The organism is Rhizobium sp. YTUHZ045 (assembly GCF_051124255.1).
In the GTDB taxonomy this organism is placed as follows: Bacteria; Pseudomonadota; Alphaproteobacteria; order Rhizobiales; family Rhizobiaceae; genus Rhizobium.
Window position 1 is genome coordinate 42669 of record NZ_CP101432.1, and the last position, 19236, is coordinate 61904.

The 19236-nt window shown below is 61.4% G+C and carries 21 protein-coding genes; 15 read left to right on the plus strand and 6 right to left on the minus strand.

Annotated features, from left to right (window positions below):
* Window positions 1-394: 394 nt before the first annotated feature.
* Both NMA58_RS00205 and NMA58_RS00210 read left to right on the plus strand, forming a co-directional pair.
* Entirely contained in the window at window positions 395-850 is a 456-nt protein-coding gene (locus NMA58_RS00205; protein WP_434711931.1) for an SRPBCC family protein, read from the plus strand.
* A 58-nt stretch (window positions 851-908) separates the two neighbouring features.
* Entirely contained in the window at window positions 909-1343 is a 435-nt protein-coding gene (locus NMA58_RS00210) for a GNAT family N-acetyltransferase (protein WP_434713467.1), read from the plus strand.
* Between the two features lie 19 nt (window positions 1344-1362).
* On the opposite strand, the gene NMA58_RS00215 is transcribed toward NMA58_RS00210, so the two are convergent.
* The 3 genes from NMA58_RS00215 to sppA form a co-directional block, all read right to left on the minus strand.
* A complete protein-coding gene (locus NMA58_RS00215) occupies window positions 1363-1695 on the minus strand; it encodes a LapA family protein (RefSeq protein WP_184458126.1) in 333 nt (110 codons plus the stop codon).
* A gap of 129 nt (window positions 1696-1824) precedes the next feature.
* Complete coding sequence (locus tag NMA58_RS00220; protein ID WP_003544934.1) at window positions 1825-2124, minus strand: integration host factor subunit beta; 300 nt, start codon at window positions 2122-2124, stop codon at window positions 1825-1827.
* A gap of 29 nt (window positions 2125-2153) precedes the next feature.
* On the minus strand, window positions 2154-3104 hold the full coding sequence (gene sppA, locus NMA58_RS00225; protein ID WP_097599437.1) for a signal peptide peptidase SppA: 951 nt from the start codon (window positions 3102-3104) through the stop codon (window positions 2154-2156).
* 223 nt (window positions 3105-3327) lie between these two features.
* Between sppA and lptC the strand changes: the two genes are divergently transcribed.
* The 7 genes from lptC (at window position 3328) to ptsN (ending at window position 9553) form a co-directional block, all read left to right on the plus strand.
* Window positions 3328-3993: an LPS export ABC transporter periplasmic protein LptC gene (lptC, locus tag NMA58_RS00230; protein ID WP_434711932.1), complete on the plus strand. Its 666-nt coding sequence runs from the start codon at window positions 3328-3330 to the stop codon at window positions 3991-3993.
* 15 nt (window positions 3994-4008) lie between these two features.
* Window positions 4009-4641 (plus strand): LptA/OstA family protein, encoded by a 633-nt coding sequence (locus NMA58_RS00235; protein ID WP_085776743.1) that lies wholly within the window; start codon window positions 4009-4011, stop codon window positions 4639-4641.
* A gap of 37 nt (window positions 4642-4678) precedes the next feature.
* Complete coding sequence (gene lptB / locus NMA58_RS00240) at window positions 4679-5455, plus strand: LPS export ABC transporter ATP-binding protein (protein ID WP_085776744.1); 777 nt, start codon at window positions 4679-4681, stop codon at window positions 5453-5455.
* A 141-nt stretch (window positions 5456-5596) separates the two neighbouring features.
* Window positions 5597-7156 (plus strand): RNA polymerase factor sigma-54, encoded by a 1560-nt coding sequence (rpoN, locus tag NMA58_RS00245; protein ID WP_434711933.1) that lies wholly within the window; start codon window positions 5597-5599, stop codon window positions 7154-7156.
* A gap of 87 nt (window positions 7157-7243) precedes the next feature.
* On the plus strand, window positions 7244-8188 hold the full coding sequence (locus NMA58_RS00250; protein WP_434711934.1) for a DMT family transporter: 945 nt from the start codon (window positions 7244-7246) through the stop codon (window positions 8186-8188).
* 251 nt (window positions 8189-8439) lie between these two features.
* Window positions 8440-9015: a ribosome hibernation-promoting factor, HPF/YfiA family gene (gene hpf, locus NMA58_RS00255; RefSeq protein ID WP_085776747.1), complete on the plus strand. Its 576-nt coding sequence runs from the start codon at window positions 8440-8442 to the stop codon at window positions 9013-9015.
* Window positions 9016-9088: 73 nt separating this feature from the next.
* Window positions 9089-9553: a PTS IIA-like nitrogen regulatory protein PtsN gene (gene ptsN, locus NMA58_RS00260; RefSeq protein WP_011423788.1), complete on the plus strand. Its 465-nt coding sequence runs from the start codon at window positions 9089-9091 to the stop codon at window positions 9551-9553.
* A gap of 71 nt (window positions 9554-9624) precedes the next feature.
* On the opposite strand, the gene NMA58_RS00265 is transcribed toward ptsN, so the two are convergent.
* From NMA58_RS00265 to NMA58_RS00275, 3 genes are all read right to left on the minus strand, one after another.
* Window positions 9625-11979 carry a methyl-accepting chemotaxis protein gene (locus NMA58_RS00265; protein ID WP_434711935.1) on the minus strand — a complete coding sequence of 785 codons (2355 nt, stop codon included), beginning with the start codon at window positions 11977-11979 and terminating at the stop codon, window positions 9625-9627.
* A 240-nt stretch (window positions 11980-12219) separates the two neighbouring features.
* Window positions 12220-13119: a ribokinase gene (locus tag NMA58_RS00270; protein WP_434711936.1), complete on the minus strand. Its 900-nt coding sequence runs from the start codon at window positions 13117-13119 to the stop codon at window positions 12220-12222.
* A gap of 79 nt (window positions 13120-13198) precedes the next feature.
* On the minus strand, window positions 13199-14422 hold the full coding sequence (locus tag NMA58_RS00275) for a DNA recombination protein RmuC (protein WP_434711937.1): 1224 nt from the start codon (window positions 14420-14422) through the stop codon (window positions 13199-13201).
* A 181-nt stretch (window positions 14423-14603) separates the two neighbouring features.
* Between NMA58_RS00275 and NMA58_RS00280 the strand changes: the two genes are divergently transcribed.
* From NMA58_RS00280 to truA, 6 genes are all read left to right on the plus strand, one after another.
* Complete coding sequence (locus NMA58_RS00280; protein ID WP_434711938.1) at window positions 14604-16100, plus strand: methyl-accepting chemotaxis protein; 1497 nt, start codon at window positions 14604-14606, stop codon at window positions 16098-16100.
* 98 nt (window positions 16101-16198) lie between these two features.
* The gene (gene def / locus NMA58_RS00285; RefSeq protein ID WP_430958244.1) at window positions 16199-16714 is read left to right on the plus strand and encodes a peptide deformylase; all 516 of its coding nucleotides are present in this window, start codon (window positions 16199-16201) and stop codon (window positions 16712-16714) included.
* Between the two features lie 62 nt (window positions 16715-16776).
* A complete protein-coding gene (locus tag NMA58_RS00290; RefSeq protein ID WP_434711939.1) occupies window positions 16777-17061 on the plus strand; it encodes a plasmid stabilization protein in 285 nt (94 codons plus the stop codon).
* Window positions 17058-17480, plus strand: a complete 423-nt coding sequence (locus tag NMA58_RS00295; RefSeq protein ID WP_183700490.1) for a type II toxin-antitoxin system VapC family toxin — start codon at window positions 17058-17060, stop codon at window positions 17478-17480. Before NMA58_RS00290 ends, NMA58_RS00295 begins: the two co-directional genes overlap by 4 nt.
* A 20-nt stretch (window positions 17481-17500) precedes the next feature.
* The gene (gene fmt, locus NMA58_RS00300) at window positions 17501-18436 is read left to right on the plus strand and encodes a methionyl-tRNA formyltransferase (RefSeq protein WP_434711940.1); all 936 of its coding nucleotides are present in this window, start codon (window positions 17501-17503) and stop codon (window positions 18434-18436) included.
* Complete coding sequence (gene truA / locus NMA58_RS00305; RefSeq protein WP_183700488.1) at window positions 18436-19233, plus strand: tRNA pseudouridine(38-40) synthase TruA; 798 nt, start codon at window positions 18436-18438, stop codon at window positions 19231-19233. The genes fmt and truA overlap by 1 nt, the downstream gene beginning before the upstream one ends.
* Window positions 19234-19236: the final 3 nt, after the last annotated feature.

Below are 19236 nucleotides of genomic sequence, written 5' to 3' on the forward strand. Positions count from 1 at the left end.
CCCGGATCAACTGCGCGCCGGCGCGGGCGTTATTTCAACTTCTCGGACGCCTGCGCATGCAGCCGATTATCACCACATAACTGTGACTGACGGCGAGGTATGGAAGCGCAGCGAATACGGACCGCGGCTCAAGAGAGCCTCATGAGGTGCCCCCAAGGGGCCTCGAAGGGCGAGGCGGGCGCGCAGACGCCGGATGAATGCAAGGCGCAGCGCTGCGGCGTGACGTTCGAGGCTTCGCCCTATGGGCTGCGCAGGATGAGGGCCGTTGGAGACTGCCGCACGGTCAATTCCTCGCTCGCTCGGATCGAAAGCCCGCCAGATAACATTCCTCCGCACCTTGGCAAAAGGCCTTCCCGCTGGGATAAATCAGGCGAATCGGAGATGGGGCTGTCGAATGGATTTCACCGGCGAAGAACGCATCGCCGCGCCGCGGGACATGGTCTGGGCAGCGCTCAACGATCCGGAGATCATGCGCGGCTGCATTCCGGGGTGTCAGAACATCGAGCGGCTGTCGCCAAGCGCTTTCGAGGCGACGATCAAGGTGAAGTTCAGCCTGTTCTCCGCCACCTTCCACGGGTTGCTGACGCTTTCCAATATCGATGCGCCGAGAAGCTATACGTTGTCGGCCGAAGGCAAGGGCGGCCTTGCCGGCTTCGCCAGGGGCAGCGCCGATGTCGTGCTCGAGGCGAGGGGCGAGGAGACGATCCTGCACTACCGGGCAAGAGCCGAACTCGGCGGCAGGCTCGCCCAGCTCGGCGCACGTCTGCTCGATTCGACCTCGCAGCGGCTGGCCGAAGGTTTCTTCTCGGATTTCAATGCTGCGATCGTTGCAAAAATGGCTGCGGATTGAGCGCCGAAGGCTTTCGCTGCGGCTTGGCGCGGACCTGCGCCTGAGCTATTCCGACATGATGACATGGACCATCAGGCCGCCACGGGCGGAAGACCAGGAAATGCTCGCGGACATCTATCTTTCCGTGCGCCGCCAGACATTCGTCTGGGTCGATCCCGGCAAGTTTCACCGTGAGGATTTCTCTGCCCACACCAATGGCGAGACGATCTTCGTCTGCGAGCATGCCGATCGGAGCGTCGCCGGCTTTCTGTCGCTCTGGCCAGAGGACGATTTCATTCACATGCTTTATATAAGGCCCGAGTTCCAGGGGCTCGGCGCCGGCACGGCGCTGCTCAGGGCGCTGCCGGCATGGCCGCGACATAAGTACCGGCTGAAATGCCTGGTGAACAACCGGCGGGCGAAGGCCTTCTACCTTTCCCACGGTTTCGCGGTGACCGGCAATGGCGCGTCGCCGGAAGGCGATTATGAGGAGCTGAGCTTTTCTCCGGTTTGACTCGGGGCGAGAGCCGATCTTATCGCGACGGCAGCTGGCCGGCGATCTCCTCCGCGCGGGACCTGTGACGATCGGCCTCGCCCTGCCAGCGAATGGCTTCCTTGGCCTCGGTGCGGGCGCGCTTGCGGTGTTTGCCCTGGCTGAACCAGGTGGCGGCCGATCCGATCAGCATGCCTGCTATCAATGCGATGAACAGGAAGACGAAGAAGGGTGCGGAAACCGCAAGCACCTGGTCTTCGGGCTTGAAGGGATTGAAGGCGAGCGTGACGCTCTGCCGGTTGGCGACGCAGAAGACGATGAGGATGACTCCGAGCGGCAGCAGAATCAACAGGTTGACGATCTTCTTGGCCATTTAAGCTCTCCATGCGTCTCATATACATCGGCCCGAAAATCGATTCCGACTTTCGGGCCGATGCGCTAGCAGAATAGGAAAACGGTGTTCAAGTTCAAGTGCGGTTTCGCCGCAGGCGGCTCGCGCCGCTCAATCCTCTTCGTCGGCCTGGCCGGGATTGAGCCGCTCGCGCAGTTCCTTGCCCGTCTTGAAGAAGGGAACCCACTTCTCCTCGACGAAGACGGTATCGCCGGTGCGCGGGTTACGGCCGGAGCGGGAAGGGCGGTTCTTGACCGAAAACGCGCCGAAGCCGCGCAATTCGACACGGTTGCCCGCAGCCAGTGCATCGGTGATCTCGTCGAGAACCGCGTTGACGATATTTTCGACGTCGCGATGATAGAGATGCGGGTTGCGTGCCGCAACAATCTGCACCAATTCGGACTTGATCACAGTCGCCCCCTTAAATTATTGATTTCTTATCAATCCCGGCCAACCTGCCAAACTGAAAGCAGCCCGTCAAGAAGCAACTTTGGGGGCAGGATTCCATTAATATCCTGGCCTTTGACCAGATCATCATAACCCAAGATAGTAACTAGCCGCGAAACAGCTCCTGCGAGCAGAAAAGGCGTGTTGCTCTTCTTGTCCCAATCGACCATCGGCAGATCGGTGTCGACGCCGCGCGACTTGAGATAGGCGCGGATTTCCGCCTCGCCGCCGATCGTATCGACGAGCTTCGCCTTCAGCGCCTGCCGGCCGGTATAGATCGTGCCGTCGGCGAGTTTCAGCACCTCGTCGCGCGGCAGCTTGCGCCGGTCGGCGACCAGGTCGACGAACCAGTTATAGCTGTCGACCACCATGTTGCGGATCATCGCCTTGGCTTCCTCGCTCGCCTCGTGGAAGGGCGAGGGCTCGGCCTTCAGGGGCGAGGATTTGATCTCCTGCAGCGATACGCCGATCTTGTCGAGCAGCGGCTGGATCTGCGGATACTGGAAGATGACGCCGATCGAGCCGGTGATCGAGCTGTCGCCGGCAATGATCGTGTCGCCCGCGGTGGCGATCATATAGCCGGCGGAGGCGGCCAGCGTGCGCACGTCCGAGACAACAGGCTTCTTGGCTGATATCGCCCGGATCGCATTGAAGATTTTCTCGCCGCCATAGGTCGTGCCGCCGGGCGAGGAGATCGAAATCACCGCGGCCTTCACCTGATCGCTGGTCTCGACCTTCTTCAGCCGCTCAAGCAACTCGTCGTCATCGACGATCAGCCCCGATATCGTCACATGGGCGATATGCGGGCTTGCCGTGCCGGCTCCGCCGAGGGCGAAGCGGTAAAAGGCAAAACCAAGCGCCACGATGAGGGCGACCGCGACGATGCGCCAGAAGCCGAGTTTGCGGCGCAGCCGCCGGCGATCCGCGATGATCGAACTGTCCATAGAAACCTCCAGCGCTGGCCCGGGGTCGGCATGGCGCCGATGGGTCCGGTGAAATTGATCGCAGCGGCGCGTACGAATGCCACTTTTGTATGTTTTTCCGTTTTGTTGCTTGTTGCAGAAAAAATTCCATATTGGCAAGCCAATGTAATAATGCGAAACGAACTGTGATTGCCGGCCGCTTTGTTACGCAGGCGGGGCAATCATCGCACATGGAACGAGACCTATGCTCGATACCCTGAAGAACAACGGAAATGCCGCTTATGCGGGCTCCGGTCGGAGCCCCTATGGCGATGCGTTGTTCCATTCCGCCCGCGTGCGGCGGCTGAAGATCCTGCTGCCGTTGGCCGCCATCGTCATCGCGGCCGGCCTCACGGCGGTTGCACTGGTCAAGATATATCTGCCCGAGAATATCAAGATGGAAGGCGCCAAGATCGAGAACGGCAAGGTCGTGATGGAAAAGCCGGCAATTGCCGGACGCAACTCCGACGGTGTCAATTATTCCATGCTTGCGGAAAGGGCGCTGCAGGATATCCGCAATCCTGATCTCATCACCCTCGAGACCATCAAGGCCGCCGTGCCGATGAATGACGGGCTGATTGCCCGCGTCATCGCTTCGACTGCGGATTATAATCGCGCCACCGACAACCTGCATATGACGGCTCCCTTCACCCTGGTGCTGAGCAGCGGCCTCAACGCGCAATTCCAGTCCGCCCGGCTCGACATCAAGGGCGGCAACATGCGCAGCGACGATCCCGTCACCATCACAAAGGACAATGCTTCCATTGTTGCGAAGACGCTGGAGATAACCGATAAGGGGCGCGTGATCACATTCGAGGGGAATGTTCGCATGAATGTCGATCCATCCACCATTCATAAACAGGGCACTTAACCAGCCGGGTCAACCATGACAAAAGATTGTCGCATTTCAGCTTGCAAGACGGGCATCGCATTCGTTGCCGGCGCATTTGCCCTTATTCTGACGGTCTCGGGCGCGGGGGCGCAGTCGACCACCATGTCGGGCATGAAGCTTTCCAACGATCAGCCGATCCAAATCGAAAGCGACAAGCTGGAGATCCATGATCAGGAGCACACGGCGCTCTTCACCGGCAACGTCAAGGTCGTCCAGGGCACGACGACGATGCAGTCCGGCAAGATGACCGTCTATTACAAGGACAAGGCGGCAAAGCCGGGCGCCGGCGCGCCGGCTCAACCGGAGGCGAAGCCCGAGCAGTCGGCCTCGCTGGCATCGGGAAGTGCGGATATCGACAAGATCCTGGTGACGGACAAGGTCTACCTGGTGTCGGGCACGCAGACGGCGACAGCCGACGACGGCAATTTCGACATGGCATCGCAGACATTCATCCTGACCGCGGATCAGGGAAACAAGGTCATTCTATCGGACGGTCCGAACGTCTTTACCGGCTGCAAGCTGACCGTTCACATGCAAACCGGCCAGGCGGAGCTTGAAAGCTGCGGCGGTCGTGTCCAGATTCAGCTCGATCCGAAATCGCAGCCGAACGCGCAGAAGCAGAACTGAACCGGCCTCCCCCGTGAAATTATCATCGTTATCCACCATGTTCGGCCGGCCTGAGCCGCAAGCTGCAGGTGCCGCCGACAAGAGCCGCTATCAGGGAACGCTGATCGCCCGTGGTCTGACGAAGACCTATGCGACGCGGCGTGTCGTCAACGGCGTCTCCCTTGTGGTGCGTCGCGGCGAAGCCGTCGGCTTGCTCGGTCCGAACGGCGCCGGCAAGACGACCTGCTTTTACATGATCACCGGTCTGGTGCCGGTCGATGAAGGCACGATCGAGATCGATGGAAACGATGTCACGACCATGCCGATGTACCGCCGCTCGCGCCTCGGCGTCGGTTACCTGCCGCAGGAAGCCTCGATCTTTCGCGGACTGACGGTGGAAGAAAATATCCGTGCCGTCCTCGAAGTGCATGTGAAGGACAAGGCCGAGCGCGAGCAGAAGCTGAACGAGCTGCTGGAGGAATTTCATATCCAGAAGCTGCGTAAGAGTGCCGCCGTCGCCCTTTCCGGCGGCGAACGCCGCCGTCTCGAAATCGCCCGAGCGCTTGCAACCGACCCGACCTTCATGCTGCTCGACGAGCCCTTCGCCGGTGTCGACCCGATCTCGGTCGCCGACATCCAGAACCTCGTCCACCATCTGACGGCCCGCGGCATCGGCGTTCTCATTACCGACCACAATGTGCGTGAGACGCTCGGCCTCATCGACCGCGCCTATATCATCCATGCCGGTGAGGTGCTGACCCACGGCCGGGCGAACGACATCGTCAACAATCCGGAAGTGCGCCGGCTCTATCTCGGCGACAATTTCAGCCTCTGATCACGCGCTGATTCACCTTGCCGCGTAGTTCCGCTTGACCAAATGAGATAAAAAAGCAATTTTTGGGCCAACTCGGATTTCCGTGGCCTGAAGCGTGGATCGGGCGCGGTTTCCTGGAGTCGAGGGAGTTTCGCGTCCGTCATGGCACTGTCCGCCAATCTATTTCTGCGCCAGAGCCAGTCCCTGGTCATGACGCCGCAACTGATGCAATCCATCCAGTTGCTGCAGATGACCCATTTTGAGCTCACCCAGTTCATCGCTCAGGAAGTGGAGAAGAACCCGCTGCTCGAATTTCCGTCGAATGACGGCGAGGCGGGCGACGAACGGGCGGCAGGCGAGGACGAGCAGTTCGCTCATTCGCCGGAGGACGCCGGCGCGGACGATGGCGCCGACAATCGCGCCGAGGCGCTGTCGAGCGACTGGTACGACAATGGCGGCAGCGAAAGCAGCAGCCGGCTGAACGACGAGCTCGACGCCAATTACACCAATGTCTTTCCCGATGATGGTGGTCCCCAGCGCCTCGACGCACCGGAACTCGTCGGTCAGTGGAAGTCGATGCCGGGCAGCGCCGACGGCGCCGATTACGATCTCGACGATTTTGTCGCCGGTCAGGTGTCCCTGCGCGATCATCTCGCGCAGCAGATCCCCTTCGTCCTGCCCGATATGAGCGACCGGCTGATCGCGCAGAATTTCATCGATCAACTCGACGATGCCGGTTACATCCAGGTCGATCTCGTCGAAACCGGCGAGCGGCTCGGCACGAACCTCACCCAGGTCGAACACGTGCTCGCCGCCCTGCAGACGCTCGATCCTCCGGGTGTTTTCGCCCGCAGCCTCGCCGAATGCCTGGCGATCCAGCTCCGGCATAAAGACCGTTACGACCCAGCCATGCAGGCGCTGGTCGAAAATCTCGAACTCCTGGCGCGGCGCGACTTCGCCACGCTGAAGCGGCTCTGCGGCGTCGATGAGGAAGATCTTCTCGACATGCTCGGCGAGATTCGCCAGCTCAATCCGAAGCCCGGCAGCGGTTTCGAGACGGGCGTTTCCGAAGCGATCATGCCCGATGTCGTCGTCAGGCCCTCCGCTGAGGGTGGATGGCTGGTCGAGCTCAACCCGGATACGCTGCCGCGCGTGCTCGTCAATCAGTCCTATTTTTCCCGCGTGACCCGGAACGGCGAAGATCATGCCTTCCTTTCCGAGTGCCTGCAGAGCGCCAACTGGCTGACCCGCAGCCTCGACCAGCGGGCAAAAACCATCATGAAGGTGGCAAGCGAGATCGTCCGCCAGCAGGACGCCTTCCTGCTGCACGGTGTCGACCACTTGCGGCCGCTGAACCTGAAGACGGTGGCCGAGGCGATCAAGATGCATGAGTCTACCGTCAGCCGCGTCACCTCGAACAAATATATGCTGACGCCGCGCGGCCTCTTCGAACTCAAATATTTCTTCACCGTATCGATCGGCGCGGTCGAGGGCGGCGACAGCCATTCGGCCGAGGCCGTGCGCCACAAAATCCGCGCGCTGATCATGCAGGAGAGTCCCGACGCGGTGCTCTCCGATGACGATATCGTCGACATGCTGAAGAAGGGCGGCGTCGATCTCGCCCGCCGCACGGTCGCGAAATACCGGGAAGCGATGAACATCGCTTCCTCGGTCCAGCGCCGCCGCGAGAAGCGGGCGCTCGCCAAGGTGGCGGGCTTCTGAGGCAGCAGGATGCTTCGACCTTTATCGAAGCATCTACTTCGCAATTGGCCTATTTCTCCGGTGTCCCGAACGAAGATCGATGTGCCTATGACGCCGCAAAAGCCGAACCTTACCAGAGAACTTGTCCTGCTTCTGGTGCTTGCGACCCTCTGGGGTTCTTCCTACACCTTTATCAAGATCGGGGTCGAAACGATCCCGCCGGTGACCTTGATCGCGGTGCGCACACTGATCGCCGGCGCCATTCTGCTGGCCGTGCTTCGCCATCGGCATGTCCGCCTGCCGCGCGATCGCGCGACATGGCGCCTGTTCGTCGTTCAGGCCTGCCTGAACAGCGTCTTTCCTTTTACGCTGATCGCCTGGGCGGAGCAGTCCGTCGATGCCGGACTGGCGGTGATCCTGAATTCGGCGACGCCGATTTTCACCTTCCTGCTGACCGTGTCGATAACCCGCCATGAGCCGGCGACGGCGCGAAAGCTTTTCGGCGTCGTCTCCGGGCTTGCCGGCATCTGCCTCGTCATCGGCGTCGAAGCGCTCGGCGGTCTTGGCGAAAGCCTGATGGCGCAGCTCGCCATCATCCTGGCAACCATCTGTTACGCAGGGGCAGCGATTTTCAGCAAGAACTTTAGAGGCCTCGATCCTGCCGTGCCGGCGGCCGGTTCGCTGATCTCGGGCGCGGTCATTCTGATGCCTGTGAGCCTGCTCGTCGACCGGTCCTGGGGGCTCGATCCCTCGGCCGCATCGGTGCTGGCGCTGCTTGCCCTTTCCGCCTTTTCGACGGCGCTTGCCTTTACGATCTATTTCCGCCTCGTTCAGACGCTGGGTTCGGTCGGAACCACGTCGCAAGCCTATCTCCGTGTGCCGATCGGTGTGGCGATCGGTATCGTCTTTCTCGGCGAGAGGCTGAGCCCGACGGCGTGGATCGGACTGGTCTGCGTCATTCTCGGTGTCATCGCCATGACGATGCCGCGCGCAACGCAGGCACGAAGCGCGGGAGCTGATGAAGGGAAAGTCGCCGGAAGGCTCCTTCCGTAGGAGATTTGCTACACCTTCTGCGAGCGCGCCCGGAGCTGATTCGGCGCCCTATTGACTTTCCGGCAACCTCTGGCTAGAAGCCCGCCGCAATCGTCGCCGTGAACGGCGTTTTGAAGTTATCCCCATCATCCCAAGGGCACCGAGGACAGCAGGCCTACGCCGATCTTGCTTGAGATTGCGCGAAGTGCTTGGATGAACCCGAGGCTTGGCGTAAACTGATACCCGCAAACGACCATAAGAAGGGAAACTCCATGAGTGTGCGTGTATCCGGGAAACATATGGAAATTGGTGAATCCTTCCGCCAAAAGATCGAGGACCAAATTGGAACGGCCATCACGAAATACTTCGATGGGGGGTATTCCGGCCAGGTGACCGTCGAAAAGGCGAGTTCTCGTTTCTCGGCAGACTGCAAGCTTCATCTCGACAGCGGGGTGGTGCTTCATGCCGCCGGCGAAGCGACGGATCCGCAGCTTGCTTTCGACGCCGCTTCCGAACGCATCGAGAAACGCCTGCGTCGCTACAAGCGCAAGCTGAAGGATCACCATGCCGGAAACCACCTGAATGGCTTTGCAGAAGTCTCCTATACGGTCATGGACTCCGTTCCTGATCACGAGGATGAAATTCCCGACGATTTCGCCCCGGCAATCGTCGCTGAAAGCACGAAGCAGTTGAAGACCATGTCCGTCGCCACCGCCGTGATGGCGCTCGACATGACCGACGAGCCGCTTCTCCTGTTCCGCAGTCCCGGCAAGGAACATCTGAACATCGTTTATCGTCGGCACGACGGAAATATTGGCTGGATCGATTCGGCCAATATCAAAGGCTGAGATCAGAGTGGTGAGCGGCGGTATCGCCGCCGCTCCTCGCATCAACTGATCCCGGCGACAGAAGGAAAAAGAAATGGCATTGGCAGATTTGCTCCATCAGGATGCGATCATTCCCGCCCTCAGAGTAAATTCCAAGAAACAGTTGCTTCAGGAATTGGCGGCAAGAGCCGCGAGGATCACCGGGCTCTCCGAACGGGAGATCTTCGACGTCATCCTGCAGCGCGAACGCCTGGGTTCGACCGGCGTCGGCAACGGTATCGCCATTCCCCACGGCAAGCTGGTGAACATTCATTCCATCGTCGGCATCTTTGCCCGGCTGGAGCAGCCTGTCGATTTTGAAGCGCTGGACGACCAGCCCGTCGACCTCGTTTTCCTGCTGCTTGCGCCGGAGGGCGCCGGCGCCGACCATCTCAAAGCCCTGTCGCGCATCGCCCGCGTCCTCCGCGATCAAGACCTGGTTGCAAAGCTGCGGGCCACCGATTCCGCCTCGGCGATCTACGCCTTCCTCAACGAAGAGCAGACGTCGAACGCTGCTTGAGCTACATAATCCCTAAATGAAAAGGCGCCTGATTTCGCAGGCGCATTTTTTATTTACCCAGGGCTGAACGGTCAGAACTCTTCCCAGTTATCCCCAGCCACGGCGGCCGAGCCATGCGATTGAGGTGTGGTGCGGCGGGTCGCCGGCGCGTGGCGGACCATAGGAGCGGTTGCCAAGTGCGAGGGGGCCGCAGCCGGCGCACGCATCTGCCTCGCCACGGAGGCGAGCGCGGTCGCGTTGGCGGAGCCGGACACCCTGAAGCGCGTGGCGAGCGTCTTCAGCGTCTGCGCCTCGTCGTTGAGCGCCACGCTGGCGGCGGTCGCTTCCTCCACCATCGCCGCATTTTGCTGCGTCACCTGATCCATCTGGTTCATGGCCTGGTTGATTTCCTTCAGCCCCACCGCCTGTTCGCTGGCCGATGCTGAGATCTGCCGGATCAGGCTGTTGATGCCCATCACCTGTTCGGCGATCTTGTGCAGCGTCCCGCCGGCGCGCCCGACGAGATCGACGCCTTCCTTGACCTGGACGGCCGAGGTGTTGATCAGCGTCTTGATCTCCTTGGCGGCAGTGGCCGAACGCTGCGCGAGTTCACGCACTTCCTGGGCGACGACGGCAAAACCCTTGCCGGCTTCGCCGGCGCGGGCCGCTTCGACGCCGGCGTTCAGCGCCAGCAGGTTCGTCTGGAAGGCGATCTCATCGATGACGCCGATGATCCGCGATACCTCCGTCGAAGACTGCTCGATCCCTTGCATGGAGGCGATGGCCTTCTGCACCACTTCGCCTGATTTCTCGGCATCCTGGCAGGCGAGATTGACGTTGTCGGCAGCCGTGCGGGCATTCTCGGCACTGGAATCGACCTGGGCGGTGAGCTCATTGAGGGCTGCCGCCGTCTCTTCCAGGCTTGCTGCCTGCTGCTCGGTACGTTTGGCGAGATCGGAAGCGCTGTTGCTGATCTCGCCGGTGCCGGCGCCGATATTGACGACGCTGAGATTCATCGTGTTGATGGTCTCTTCGAGGCTTGCAAGCGCGGCATTGAAATCCTGCTTCAGTTTGCCGTATTCGCCGGGGAAATCTTCGGTGATGCGGTAACCCAGATTGCCCTGAGACAATTCCGAGAGGCCGGCGCCGACGACCGAGACGATGCGACGCTGCAGCGACACCGATTGCTGCCGTTCCGATTCCGAACGGCCGCGCTCGGCCTCTGCGGCCTGTCGCTGGTGGGTGGCCTCGTCTTCGAGGCGCCTGGAGTCGGCGAGCTTGAAGCGGAAGCCTTCGAGGGCCTTTGCGACCGAACCGACTTCGTCGGTACGGTCCTGGGCCGCGACGGGTTCGGCATATTCGCCGTCGCTGAGCGTTTTGACGCTGGCGACAAGGCTGCCGAGCGGCCTCTGCACGAGCGAGCGGACGGCGAAATAGAGCGCCAGCATCACCGCGCCGAGCACGATCAGGCCGGTGGCGACCATCATGTAGGTCTGATCCTGCACCGGCGCGGTGATCGCGGTGTGCGGGACGTCGACAAGCACGACCCAGGTGGCGTTGACGCCGGGGACTTCGAATGGATAGACGACGCGGTCGAAAGGATCGAGGCCGTCATAGGTGAGGTTTCGGACGAGGCCGGGCTGCTTGTTCGACAGCGCCGCCTTGACGACGTCGGCGCCTTCGCCGTCATATTGCTTGGTCATCAGATCGGGGACCGGCGCGACGATCCAGTTGCCTGCCTGCGACAGCAGCGTCACGCGGCCGGAGCCGAAGGGGTGCAGAGCCTGCAGCTTATCGGTCAGCGACTTCAGCGAGATGTCGACGCCGCCGACGCCGATCATCTTGCCGCCCGACATGACGGGATAGGCAATGGAAGTCAGCAGCGTCGGTACGTCGGTTCCCTCGGCCATGTAGGGCGTGGTGATCGCGCCCTTGCCGCTGTCGGCAGCAAGCTTCCACCACTCAGCTGTATAATCATTGTCGAAGGTCGAATACTGGACGCCTCCATCCTTGGTTTTCGACCAATAGGGCGTGAAGGCGCCGTTCTTGTTGGTGCCTTCGTCATTGTTGTTGGCGATCTCGGTCGTCTTTCCGTCCAGCGCACCAAGCTGCTCGCAGAACCAGCTGCCGAAGGCGAAGGCATTCTGTTCCAGGTTGGCTTTCAGCACGTTGATCATGCCCTTGCGATCGAGCGACTTTCCATCGTGGGCTCGGCCGATAACGCCTGACATGCTGCGGGCAGCGCTGGCGAGTTCGCCGACATTGGCGGCGATCTCATTGGCGATCGACTTTGCCTCGAGATTGGCTTGATCCATCGTCAGCGTCTGAACGCGATCCCGGGTCTGGCCGATGAGGAAAAAGTTCGAAGCGATGAGAACAAGTGCTATGGCGATGCCGGTGATGGCGATAAGTTTCGCCGCAAGCGATTTCATGCGAAAAATGAACATGGGTTCCTCAGGCAAGGATGCGCCGAACGGGCATTCTTCGGCGCAGGAGCGAAGGCATGGCTCCGTCATGGAGCAGCCGCATCAGCCGCGGATCCGCATGTGCGACGATCCGGCGATCGCTGGGAAGATCGCCGGAGACCTGTTAAATTTAAATGAAACTTAAGTGGTTATATGAGCAAAACCGCAGAAATCTCCTTTAAAATTGAAGGACATCTGCCGGCGTTTCGCAGGCAGGCCAGGCTATATTCTGTCTGCGACTTCCCCACTAAAAGGAATCGACGGTTGCGCTCCTGATTTGAGACATGCGAGCGAACCGGCGACTGCCGCGCGGCGCAACGCTGTCGGAAAATCAAGCCCGTCATCGAGGCTGGCGGCGAAATAGCCGCAGAAGGTGTCTCCCGCTCCGACCGTATCGACAGGATCGATCGCCAGCCCCTGCGCTCTTGAGAGGACCCCGTCACGAATGGCGATGACGCCATCGCCGCCGAGCGTCACGATCAGCGTCTGGCCGGTTTCGTGATGCAGGCGGACAAGCGCTGCCTCGCGCGCTCCTGCGTCCATGCCGTCCTGTCCGGCAAGCCGCTCGAACTCAGTCTCATTGGCAATGACGATATCGGCGAGGCGTCCGAGACGCGGCGCATCGGGAATCAATGGGGCGAGGTTGAGGATGCTGGTGATGCCCTTGGCGCGTGCGGCCGAGAGCGCGCGTTCGACGGCCGCGACCGGCACCTCAAGCTGCAACATCAGTATGTCGCCTTCGTGCATGCGGCCGATCGCGGTTTCCGCATCGGCGGGCGCGACCAGGCCGTTGGCGCCCGGCACCACGGCAATCATGTTCTCGCCGTCGCCGCCGACCAGGATCAGCGCCGTTCCTGTGGGACCGTCGATATGCTTGACGAGGGAGAGATCGGTTCCTGCCTCATCGAGCAGAGAAAGAGCATCGACAGCAAAAGCATCCTTGCCGACAGCGCCGGCCATATGCACATAGCGACCGGCGCGGCGGGCTGCCAGCGCCTGGTTGGCGCCCTTGCCGCCGGCGGCCGTGGCAAAACCGTTGCCGGCCACTGTTTCGCCGGGCTTCGGCAGGCGCTCGGTCGTGGCGATGAGATCCATGTTGATGGATCCGAAAACTGTGATCATCAGGCTGTCCCGTCTTTTGGAGCATGCCAATGACATCATGCTCCTGCTATTTCATGGGGCGAGACACTGCCCGAAGCGATCACTCCTCGTCAACCACCCGAAGCTTGAGAAGGCCGGTACGGCTTTCCACGGATTTGGCCGGGACCTCGCCGTCGCCGGCAGGCTTTGCGTCGCCGCCTGCCTCGAATTCCAGCGCCTCGATCTTGGCGCCGCGTTTGGTGAGCTTGTCGGCTGACGTGACCACCATGTCGATGTCTTTCTGCGCCATGGCGAAATGGCCCTGCAGCTTGCGCACCCGCTCGTCGAGGCGGCCGAGATCGTCCATCAGGAGCGCCACCTCGCCCTGGATCAGATGCGCTTGCGCCCGCATGCGCTGGTCTTTCAGCACCGCCTGGATGACCTGGATCGACAGCATCAGCAGCGATGGCGAGACGATAACGATGCGCGCGCGGTGTGCCTTCTGCACCAGGGCCTCGAAGTTCTCATGGATCTCCGCGAAGATCGATTCCGACGGCACGAAGAGAAAAGCCGTCTCCTGGGTTTCCCCCTGAATCAGATATTTCTCTGAAATATCCCGGATATGAATCTCCATGTCGCGGCGGAACTGCTGGCTGGCGATCTTGCCGGCCTCGGGGCTGGCTGCGTCGCGGATGGCGTTCCAGGCTTCGAGCGGGAACTTCGCATCGATGACGAGCGGCGGCGCGCCGTTTGGCATGCGGATCGTGCAGTCCGGCCGCGAACCGTTCGAGAGCGTCTGCTGGAATGCATAGGCGCCCATCGGCAGGCCGTCCGCGACGATCGTCTCCATCCGTGACTGGCCGAAGGCGCCGCGCGTCTGCTTGTTCGAGAGAATCGCCTGCAGTCCGACCACGTCCTTGGCGAGCGTCTGGATATTGTTCTGCGCGGCATCGATGACCGCCAGCCGCTCCTGCAGGCGCTGCAGGTTCTCATGCGTCGATTTCGTCTGCTCGGTGATCGTCGAGCTGACGCGCTGCGACATGCCGTCGAGACGCTGGCTGATTGCCTGGTTGAGCTCGCTCTGACGCGCGCCAAAAACCTCGGCCATGGCCGTGATGCGGCCCTGCATCTCCGCCTGGATCTTCAAAAGCTCGGCCATGCGCGCCTCGCTTTCGCCAGCCCGCAGGCTCGCCTCCTCCGCCTGCTCGCGGCGGAGGCTGGCGCTGCGCAAGAGAAGGATGATCACCAGAAGCACGAAGGCGACAAAAACGCCGCCGGCAAGCGCCAGCATGGCCGGGCTCAGCGAGGCGTTGGAGAGGGCGAGCGATTCGGAATGAACGGTCATGCCGCAACCATAACAGAAGCTGCGGCAATACATAGATCAAAACGTGAACGAAATCCTCTGTCGCCTTTTTCCTCACCGATGCAGAAAATCGCCGCCGATTTAACCATTGCTCAACCATATTCGCCAAAATCTGTGCCGCAGAATTCCCTCCAGCGCCGTTGCGCCAAGTACAGAGATTTCCATGACATCCCAGCAGACCGACAGTGCACTCAGGCAGCGCCTCGATTTCATCGAACTGGACGAGGCGGCGCGCCGGTCGATACGGGATCTCAGCCCCGTCATATCAGAGCTAATCGGCGGTGCCCTCGACAAGTTCTATGCCAAGATCGCCAAGACCCCCGCCGTCTCAGGCTTTTTCGCCGACAAGAACGATGTCGCTCATGCCAAGAAGCGGCAGCAGGATCATTGGGGCAAGCTTGCAGGCGGCGCCTTCGACGATACCTATGTCGACGGCGTGACCGCGGTCGGGCGCACGCACGCCCGCATCGGGCTGGAGCCGCGCTGGTATGTCGGCGGCTATGCCCTGGTTCTGTCCGAGCTCGTCAAGGGCATCATGGAGAAGCAGTGGCCGTCGGTCTTTGCGCGCCAGCAGGGCAAATTGCTCGCCGAGAAGCTGTCGGCGGTCATCAAGGCCGGCATGCTCGACATGGATTATTCGATCTCGGTCTACCTCGAGACGCTTGAAGCCAAGCGCCAGGCTCTGGAAGAGCAGCGTGCCCAGGCCGAGGCCGATCAGGCGATGGCGCTGGAGCAACTGCGCCGCGGTCTGGAGGCGCTGTCGAGCGGCGATCTCGAGGCCACTCTGCCATCCGACCTGCCCGGCAATTTTCGGCAGATGGCCGAGCATTACAACCGTGCCGTCAAGGCGTTGCGCCAGTCCTTCACATCGGTGCGCGACACGTCGGGCCATATCATGAATGGCGCCGACGTCATCTCCAATGCGACCAACGATCTCGCATTGCGCACTGCCCAGCAGGCGGCCGGCGTCGAGGAGAGCTCGGCTGCCCTGCAGCAGCTTTCCGTCAGCGTCGGCCAGACCGCCGCCAATGCCGAGAAGGCTTCCGACGCCGTACGCGAGACGCAGCAGAAGGCGAAGAATTCGGGCGAACTCGTTACCAGCGCCGTCTCGGCGATGGCCGGCATCGAGAAATCCTCGACGGAGATTTCCAAAATTATCGGCGTCATCGACGAGATCGCCTTCCAGACCAATCTTCTGGCGCTGAACGCCGGCGTCGAGGCGGCCCGTGCCGGCGATGCCGGCAAGGGTTTTGCCGTCGTCGCCCAGGAAGTCCGCCAGCTCGCCCAGCGCACGGCCGATGCTGCCAAGGAGATCAAGAACCTGATCTCGCAGAGTTCGACTCAGGTCAACGAGGGTGTCGGCATCGTCTCAAGCACCGGCGAGGCGCTGAACGATATGATCAGCCGCATCGACATCATCAACCGCTTCGTCGCCGATATCGCCGCCGCCGCCCGCGATCAGGCGACCGGCGTCAACGAGGTCAGCGTGGCGATCCGCAGCATGGGCGAGATCACCCAGCAGAATTCCGGCATGGTCGAGCGCACGTCGGCGGAAACCCGTCGCCTCATGGACGAGGTGGACCAGCTGATCGAGCTGCTGCGCCGCTTCCGTGCTCGGCCGGAAGGCCACGCCGTCGCCGCTGCCCGCCGGGCGGCCTGACTCAAATATGGCGAAATTCCGGGCGGGGATGCAAAAAAGCGTCTTCCCCGCCCGGCGGATAATTCCATAGCGGGAAAAGATGGGTTATGGGAACGCCCATGACCATCAAGCCACTCATCATTCTTCCCGACCCTGTTCTCCGTCAGCTCTCCAAGCCGATCGAGCGTGTGGATTCCGACCTGCAGCGCCTTGCCGACGACATGCTGGAAACCATGTACGACGCGCCGGGCATCGGCCTCGCCGCAATCCAGATCGGCGTGCCGCGCCGCATGCTGGTCATTGACGTCTCCCGCGAGGGCGAGGAAAAGCAGCCGCAGGTCTTCATCAATCCGGAGATCGTCAAATCGTCCGACGAGCGCTCGGTCTATGAGGAAGGCTGCTTGTCGATTCCGGACTATTATGCCGAGGTCGAGCGCCCGGCTGTCGTCTCGGTCAAATACCTCGACCGCGACGGCAGGGAACAGATGGTGGAAGCCGACGGGCTGCTTGCCACCTGCCTGCAGCACGAGATCGATCACTTGAACGGCGTGCTCTTCATCGACCATATCTCGCGGCTGAAGCGGGAGATGGTGATCAAGAAGTTCACCAAGGCGGCAAAGTCCAAGGCCCTCTGACGACGATTGAAATGGGCTTCAACGGCATTATGATATCATTGATATCATAAGGGAGGCTTTGAGTGGGCGACCTTCCGATCCGAAATATTTCCGACGCAATGAAGCGAGACATCGCGGAAGCGGCCCAACGGAGTGGGAACAGCCTTTCTGATGAGGCCGAGGAGCTTTTGCGGGAAGCGCTTCAAAGAAAAGCCGAGGCCAAGCCTGAGCCTATGTCGGCATATGAAGCGATACGCGCCGCGTTCGTAAGCGAAAACGCGGTGGACGACGAAATTGTCGCAGTCATGAAAGAAGTCGAGGCCGCGCGGAAAAAGGATTTCGGTCGGCCGTTCGAGGATATCGAATGATCGTTCTGGATACGAATGTAGTATCGGAATTCGCAAAGTTACTGCCAGATGAAAAAGTGAAGACCTGGTTGCAGCGGCAGGATGGTTCGCGGATCTGGCTTTGCGCCGTCGGGTTGATGGAGCAGATTTATAGCGCTGAAAGGGTTCTGTTGAAGACAGGATCGGACCGCTTCTTCCGTGCCATAGAGAATTTGGTGAAGGGCCAATTTCGTGACCGTATCGTCGGTTGGGATTTGGAAGCGGCAATGGCAACGGGCCGTCTGCGCGCAAGACGCGAAAGCGTGGGACGGCCAATTTCGGTTCAGGATGCCATGATTGCCGCCATTTGCCTTGTAAACGGTGCGACGCTTGCCACCCGCAACACCAGAGATTTCGAGGGGCTTGATCTCAAGCTCATAAACCCGTTTGAAGACGGCTGATCCTCAACTGGCGAGATAAAATGTCTCTTCGCATCATCTTTATGGGAACGCCTGAGTTCTCGGTTCCGACCTTGCGCTTGCTCGTCGACGCCGGCCACAAAATCGTCGCCGTCTACACACAGCCGCCGCGGCCGGGTGGACGCCGCGGGCTCGATCTGCAGAAATCGCCGGTGCATCAGGCGGCCGAACTGCTCGGTCTTCCCGTCTTCACGCCGGTCAATTTCAAAGATGCCGAGGAGCGCGAGCGGTTTGCCGCCTTCAAGGCCGATGTCGGCGTCGTCGTCGCCTACGGACTGCTGTTGCCGGAGGCCGTTTTGAACGGCACCCGCGAGGGCTGTTACAACGGTCATGCTTCGCTGCTGCCGCGCTGGCGCGGTGCTGCGCCGATCCAGCGGGCGATCATGGCCGGCGACGACAAGACCGGCATGATGGTGATGAAGATGGACAAGGGGCTCGACACCGGCGCGGTCGCGCTGACCCGCGAAGTCGAGATCGGCCCGAACATGACGGCGGGCGAATTGCACGACCGGCTGATGCAGGTCGGCGCCAAGGCGATGGCGGAAGCCATGGTGAAGCTTGAGATGAACGACCTGCCGCTGACGCCGCAGCGGGAGGAGGGCGTGCTGTACGCCGCCAAGATCGACAAGGCTGAGACGCGCATCGATTTTGCAAGAAACGCCCGTGATGTGCACAACCATATCCGCGGCCTGGCGCCGTTTCCCGGCGCCTGGTTCGAGCTAGAGATCGGCGGCAGGCCGGAGCGGGTCAAAGTGCTGGGATCCGAACTGTCCGACGGGCAGGGCGCTGCCGGAGAGCTGCTGACCGACGATCTCGTCGTCGCCTGCGCTTCCGGCGCCGTGCGGTTGACACGGCTGCAGAAGTCCGGCGGCAAGCCGCTGGCCGCGGCGGATTTCCTCCGAGGCACGCCGCTCGGTGCCGGCACGAGGCTTTCCTGATGCCGCGTTTCCGCATGACTGTCGAATATGACGGCGGCCCCTATGTCGGCTGGCAGCGGCAGGAGAACGGACCCTCGGTGCAGGGCGCGATCGAGGCGGCGGTATTGTCGCTGACCGGCGAGACCGTGTCGATCCGCGGCGCCGGCCGCACCGATTCCGGCGTCCACGCCATGGGACAGGTGATCCATGCCGATCTTTCCAAGAGTTGGTCGCCCTACAAGCTGCAAAATGCCTTGAACGCGCATCTGCGGCTTGCCGGCGAGCGTGTCTCTATTCTCGACGTCGAGGCCGTTCCCGACTTCTTCGATGCCCGCTTTTCGGCGCTGCGGCGCCATTATCTCTACCGCATCGTCAGCCGCCGGGCGCCGCTGGCGCTCGAGGCCGGCAAGGCCTGGTGGGTGCCGAAGACGCTCGATCACGAGGTCATGCACGCCGCCGCTCAGCGGCTGGTCGGCCGGCACGATTTCTCCACCTTTCGCTCCGCCCATTGTCAGGCGAACAGCCCGGTGCGCACGCTCGACCGGCTTGACGTGACGCGAAATGGCGAATTGATCGAGATCCGCGCCACGGCGCAGAGCTTCCTCCACAACCAGATCCGTTCCTTCGCCGGCACGCTGAAGCTCGCCGGTGAAGGCAAATGGACGCCTGAAGATGTCCAGGCCGCGCTGGAGGCGCAGGATCGCAAGGCTTGCGGCCCGGTGGCGCCGCCGGAAGGCCTCTATTTCATGCAGGTGGATTATCCCGAGGTGATCACCGACCGGCGAAGGCCGAGCGACGAAAACGACGATCCGTCGTAAAGC